Consider the following 5,448-nt stretch of genomic DNA (forward strand, 5'->3'; position numbering starts at 1 on the left):
AACGTCGAGAACGAGAAACTGAAGGATCTCCGCATCCGTCGGGCGGTCCAGCAAGCGGTCGATGTTCAGTCGGTGGTGGATGGGACTTTCGGCCCGGGCGCGGTCACGCGTGCGTTTGGCCTGGTGCCGAGCACCATTCCCGGCGCGCGCACGGCGGTGAAATACCCTTATGACCCCGCGGCCGCGAAACGCCTGCTGGCGGAAGCCGGAGCCGAGGGGCTGCGGATCAAGCTCACCTTCTCGAACGAGGATGCGGCCTATCCCGCGGCGGCTCAGATCATTCAGGCGCAGCTGGCCGAGGTGGGCATCACCCTGGACCTCGACCAGGGCGACTCCTCGGCGCAGACCGCCCAGCAACAGGACCTCAGCGGCGGCACCTGGCGCTCGATGGAGATGTTCCTCATCACCTACACCACCGCACCCGACCCGGGCTGGGTCACGGCATGGTTCACCTGCGACCAGGTCGGGATCTGGAACTGGCAGCACACCTGCAGCAAGGAGTGGGACGATCTCAACAAGGCGGCCAGTGCCGAGACCGATCCCGACAAGCGCGCCGCCATGTATGTGACCTTGCAGGACCAGCTGGAGGAGACCGGCGCATACATCTTCCTCTATCACGGCGTGAACGCCTGGATAAACAAGTCCAGCATCGCCGGCTCATGGACGCCGGACGGCGGCAGGGCGATGCTGCGCAACATCAAGTCCGTCTGACACAGAGGTGAACGGAGATGACCATGTCACAGTTGGACAAATCACAGTTGGACAAGGCGGAGCCAACGACCGAGTATCCGCTTTCGGCGGCACAGATCGCCGACTTCAACCGGGACGGATACATCATCGTCCCGGGCTTCTTCTCGAAAGAGGAGATCATGCCGCTGCACGATGCCTGTGCGGCCGATCCCACCATCGGCGGGCGCCTGCGTGCGGTCGCGGACAGCCTGGGCAATGCCCAGGAGATCATCGGCTGGGAGGACTATGCCGACACCTATATCGGCAAGGTTCCCTTCATGGCCCGTATGATCGACAACGCCGCGGCGATCCTGGGCCAGCCGGTCTATCATTGGCACGCCAAGCTCTCGATGAAGCGCCCGCATACCCAGGGGCGGTGGGATTGGCATCAGGACTTCCCCTATTGGTATGACGAAGGCTGTCTCTGGCCGGACATGCTCACGATCACCATCGCGGTCGACCCCTGCAGCGAAGAGAACGGCTGCATGAAGCTGGTCAAGGGCTCGCACCGCCTGGGCCGCGTGAACCACGTGAAAGTGGGAGAGGCGGTCGGCTTCGATCCGGTCAGGCTCGAGCTGGTGCTGCAGGAGCTGGAGGTCGTTCCCATGATCCTCGAGCCCGGCGATGCCTGCTTCTTCCACGGCAACACGCTGCACGCTTCGGGGCCGAACAACGCCGATCGGCCGCGCACCTTGTTGCACGCGTCCTACAACACGATCGTCAACACGCCCTTCATCAAGGAGGGCCAGGAGCACCACGCCTACAAGCCCTATCACAAGGTGCCGGATTCCGCGCTTCGCCTGCGCGACTATGCGGACATCCTGGACAGCCATCCCTTCCCCCTGCGCAAGATCAAGGTCGGCGGGGTGGGGCATTACGGCTACAAGTCGCTGAAGGTGGTGTAGCAAGCACGGTGCCGGACGCCGAGCGCGTCCGGCACCGCGGCTGAAGGAGGCGGCGCCGCCCGACATCGAAGGCACATGGAAGAGCACCTCGCTGCACCGCTGCTGCCGTGGTGGCGTCGGTTCGGGGGCGTGCTTCGCCACCGGAACTATCGACGGTACTTCCTCGGCCAGGCGTTTCTGCTCGTCGGCTATTGGATCCACAGCATTGCGCTCGCCTGGCTGGTATGGCGGCTCGGCGGGTCGCCGTTGCTGCTCGGTCTTCTCGCGTTCTGCGATCAGGGGCCGACGCTGGTGCTCGGTCCGATCGCCGGCGCGGTTGCCGACCGCATGGATCGCCGGATCCTGCTGCTCTTCACCCAGAGCATTCTTGTTCTCGTCGCGGCCATCCTCGCGCTGCTGACGCTCTCCGGAGCGGTCACGGTGGAGATGGCGATCGGCGCCACGCTGTCGATCGGCATCGTGAACGCGTTCGACGGCCCGACCAGGCAGGCCTTCGTTGCGGAGCTGGTCGGCCTGGACGGCTTGCGCAGCGCGATCACGCTGAACTCGACCCTGTTCAACGTCGCCCGCCTGGTCGGCCCGGCGATCGGCGGCTTCCTGATTGCCTGGGCGGGCGAAGGGTACTGCTTTCTGGCGAAGGCGCTGGCGGGCCTGCCGATGATCGCCGTCCTGGCCGCGCTGCAGGTTCGGTCGATCCAGTCCGCCGCGGGGCGGGTGGGCGTGCTGGCGGAGGTGGCGGCGGGGGTGCGCTTCGTCTTCGCAAATCCGAACGCTCGCGATTATCTTGTCATCGTGGGCGTCTGCAGCTTTGCCAGCGTTCCCTATTTCTCGTTCCTGCCGATGCTGGCGGAGGATGTGCTCGGCGGCGGGCCGGATGCTGCCGGCATGTTGATGAGCATCACCGGCGTCGGCGCTCTTGTCGCGGCCCTCCTTCTGTTCATGATGGAGAAGATGCCGCTTACCTGGGTGCCGATCGGGGCTGCAGCCCTGCAGGGCGCAAGCTTGATTCTGATCGGCCTCTCCGGAACCCTGTGGTTGACCGCGCTGCTGGCGCTGCCCATGGGCTTTGCCGCACTTTCCCAGCAGTTGTCGTCCAACGCGCTGCTGCAGCAGAGCGCGCCGGACAACATGCGCGGCCGCGTGCTGGCCTTCTACACGATGATGCTGCTGGGCACGGTGCCGGTCGGTGCGATGGTGGCCGGCCTGTCGGCGCGGGCGTTCGGCCTGCCGGCGACGACGGTGCTGGGAGGCTGTACCTGCCTATTGATCGCCGCCTGCGTCGCCTGGCTCATCAAGCGGCGGCAATAGCCCCGCCATGTCCATCCCGCAGACATAACCCCAGGTCAGGTTGGGGCCGATCGTCGTGCCGGCGCCGATACCGCGCGTGCCGAACGGGTTTGCCATGGCGACGCCGGCGCAGTACAGGCCGGGAATCACGCTTCCGTCGGCGCGCAGGACGCGCCCATTTGCGTCGGTCCTGGGACCGCCCTTGGTTGACACGAAGGACCGGTTGAAGGGGATGGCGACGAAGGGCGGACGCGCGATCGGCGCAAGACCGTCGCGATGTCGGGCATTCCGCTCGCCGGAAGCCGCGGACTGGCGGCCGAAATCCTCGTCGCGACCTTGGGCGCAGAATCCGTTGTAGCGGGCGATCGTCTCCGCGAGCGTCTGCGATGGCAGGCCGGTCCCCTTCGCCAGAGTGTCGAGGTCTTCGGCCTCGATCATCCAGTCCTTCTGGTACCGGCGGTGCCAGCGCACCAGCGGCGATCTGCGGATGAAGCTCTGGTCGGCGATCAACCAGGCGGGAAGATGGCGCGGGCTGCCGTCCGACGGGTCCCGCGCATCGATCACTTCTCCGAAATTGAAGCAGGCTTCATCGAAGAACCGACGGCCGTCGCGATTGACGATGATCGCGGCGGGGAAGCGGTGGAAGAACAGCGCCATCCCCTGAAATTCGCCCTGATACACCTTGGGGACGGCCGGATTCAGGTTGGCCTGGTCCATGCGGGCGAGGGCGGCGCCGACCGCTTCGGCCATGCGGTGGCCGTCGCCGCTGTTGCCGCGAGGACTGGCAAGAAAGTCCAGCGGGCCGGGAAAGTGCCTGGAGAGGCGCGCCTTGTCCCACTCGAACCCGCCGGTGGCAATCACGACGCCGCGGCGGGCATGCACCAAGGTCTCTCCGGCCGGACCGGAGAGCACCGCACCGGTGATCCTGCCGGAGTCATCGTCGCGGGTGAGCGAGACGGCTCCCGTCTCGAGGAGAAGCCGGGAATTGCGGTCGAGACAGCCGCGCAACAGACCGACGGTCAGGGCGACGCCCTTGCCCCGGGTCCCGGTCAGCCAGCGCCACGCCAGGCGGGGCAGCAGCCGGAAGCCGACGCGAAAGGGGCGATGATACAGGTCGGTTTCGAGAATTTCCTGATAGCTGAATATCTGGGGCAGCATCGCCGGGCGGATCCGCGAGGCCAGCGGGCCGATCAACTTGCGCCGCAACGGCTTGGGCGTCAGCATGCGGCCGAAGGCCTTGGCGCCCGGCAGGTCGCCCAGGGGATCGCCCTGGTCGACCAGATCGAAACGCAGAGGGCTGTGGGTCTCGACGAAGCGCAACATGGCGGGTGCGGCGGTGGCGAAGCGTCGCCACAGTGGGTCCTCCACCGCCCGCCAGCCGGGCGGAGAAGCGGCCCGGATATAGGCAAGCGCGGCCGAAGGGCTGTCGTCCACGCCGGCGGACAGCGCGTGATGGTTGGCCGGAATCCAGATGCCGGCGCCGGACATGGCCGTCGTGCCGCCGATCCAGGCGGTCTTCTCCGCAATGACCGTGTCCAATCCGGCGGCCGATGCCGCGAGGGCCGCCGAGAGCGCCGCCGAGCCGGAACCCAGGATCAGCGCGTCACATTCAATGGTCGCACCCGTCACGGCGGCCAACTGCAGTCCATTCTTTGTGGGTTCGTATTGGTCGCTTGCTGCGCTATTGCCGACAAACGAGTTTCGTGGCTTTCTCAATGAGTTTATATCATGAATTGGACGACCTATCCGTGGCCACTCGGCATCGCGAGACTGCTCCGGTATCCTTGCTGCGAAGCCGACTGCCATCCCTCAATGCCATACGCTGTTTCGCGGTCGCGGGCCGCTGCCTTAACTTCACGGTCGCCGCGGCCGAGCTCGGGGTGACGCAAGGGGCGGTCAGCCGTCTGATCCAGAGTCTCGAGGAAGATCTCGGCCTGAAGCTCTTCACGCGCGAAGGGCGCGGCCTTTCGCTGACCCCGGCCGGCGAGATCTACCATCGCGAGGTTTCCGACGCGATCGATCGGATCGGGGCTGCTTCCCGCGCGGCGCGGTACTCGGTGGACAGCGGCATTCTGTCGATCAGCGCGGTGCCGACCTTTGCCATGCGCTGGCTGATCCCGAAGCTTCCCGATTTCCAGGCCGTTCACCCCGACATCCTGGTCGACGTGATTGCCGGGGACGGTCCGACGAATCTGGCGCTGGGCGAGTATCATCTGGCGATCCGCTTTTGCGAACCGCCGTTCGGCGACGTGGTCGCACAGCGGCTGATGTCGGAGGAAGTCGGCGCGCTCTGCGCTCCGGCCCTGCTGCGGAACGGACGTCCGTTCGAGAGGCCGGAGGACCTGCTCCGTTTCCCCTTGCTGGGGCACAGCACCCGGCCGGAAGCCTGGCCAGATTTCCTGTCCGCGATGGGGCTCGGCCCGCTGCCGGCGCCAAAGCCGTCCTTCGAGCATTTCTTCATGCTGGCGGAGGCCGCCGTGGCCGGTATGGGAATCGCCTTGATACCGCTGTTTCTGGTGCGAGACGA

5 protein-coding genes are annotated in these 5,448 nt (G+C 66.2%); 4 read left to right on the forward strand and 1 reads right to left on the reverse strand.

The genetic code is table 11. The annotated features are described in order from the left end of the window. The 3 genes from VHB27_RS20015 to VHB27_RS20025 all read left to right on the forward strand — a co-directional run. A partial coding sequence (locus tag VHB27_RS20015) for an ABC transporter substrate-binding protein (protein WP_325603857.1) occupies positions 1–711 on the forward strand: 711 nt, incomplete at its 5' end. A 23-nt stretch (positions 712–734) separates the two neighbouring features. Next, positions 735–1,634: a phytanoyl-CoA dioxygenase family protein gene (locus tag VHB27_RS20020; RefSeq protein WP_325603859.1), complete on the forward strand. Its 900-nt coding sequence runs from the start codon at positions 735–737 to the stop codon at positions 1,632–1,634. A 75-nt stretch (positions 1,635–1,709) separates the two neighbouring features. After that, a complete protein-coding gene (locus VHB27_RS20025) occupies positions 1,710–2,942 on the forward strand; it encodes an MFS transporter (protein WP_325603861.1) in 1,233 nt (410 codons plus the stop codon). On the opposite strand, the gene VHB27_RS20030 is transcribed toward VHB27_RS20025, so the two are convergent. After that, positions 2,895–4,727 (reverse strand): FAD-binding protein, encoded by a 1,833-nt coding sequence (locus VHB27_RS20030; protein WP_325603863.1) that lies wholly within the window; start codon positions 4,725–4,727, stop codon positions 2,895–2,897. The genes VHB27_RS20025 and VHB27_RS20030 overlap by 48 nt on opposite strands. On the opposite strand from VHB27_RS20030, the gene VHB27_RS20035 reads away from it, so the two are divergent. Then, a partial coding sequence (locus tag VHB27_RS20035; protein ID WP_325603865.1) for a LysR substrate-binding domain-containing protein occupies positions 4,706–5,448 on the forward strand: 743 nt, incomplete at its 3' end. The genes VHB27_RS20030 and VHB27_RS20035 overlap by 22 nt on opposite strands.

The organism is Rhodopila sp., assembly GCF_035548235.1.
Lineage (GTDB): Bacteria > Pseudomonadota > Alphaproteobacteria > Acetobacterales > Acetobacteraceae > Rhodopila.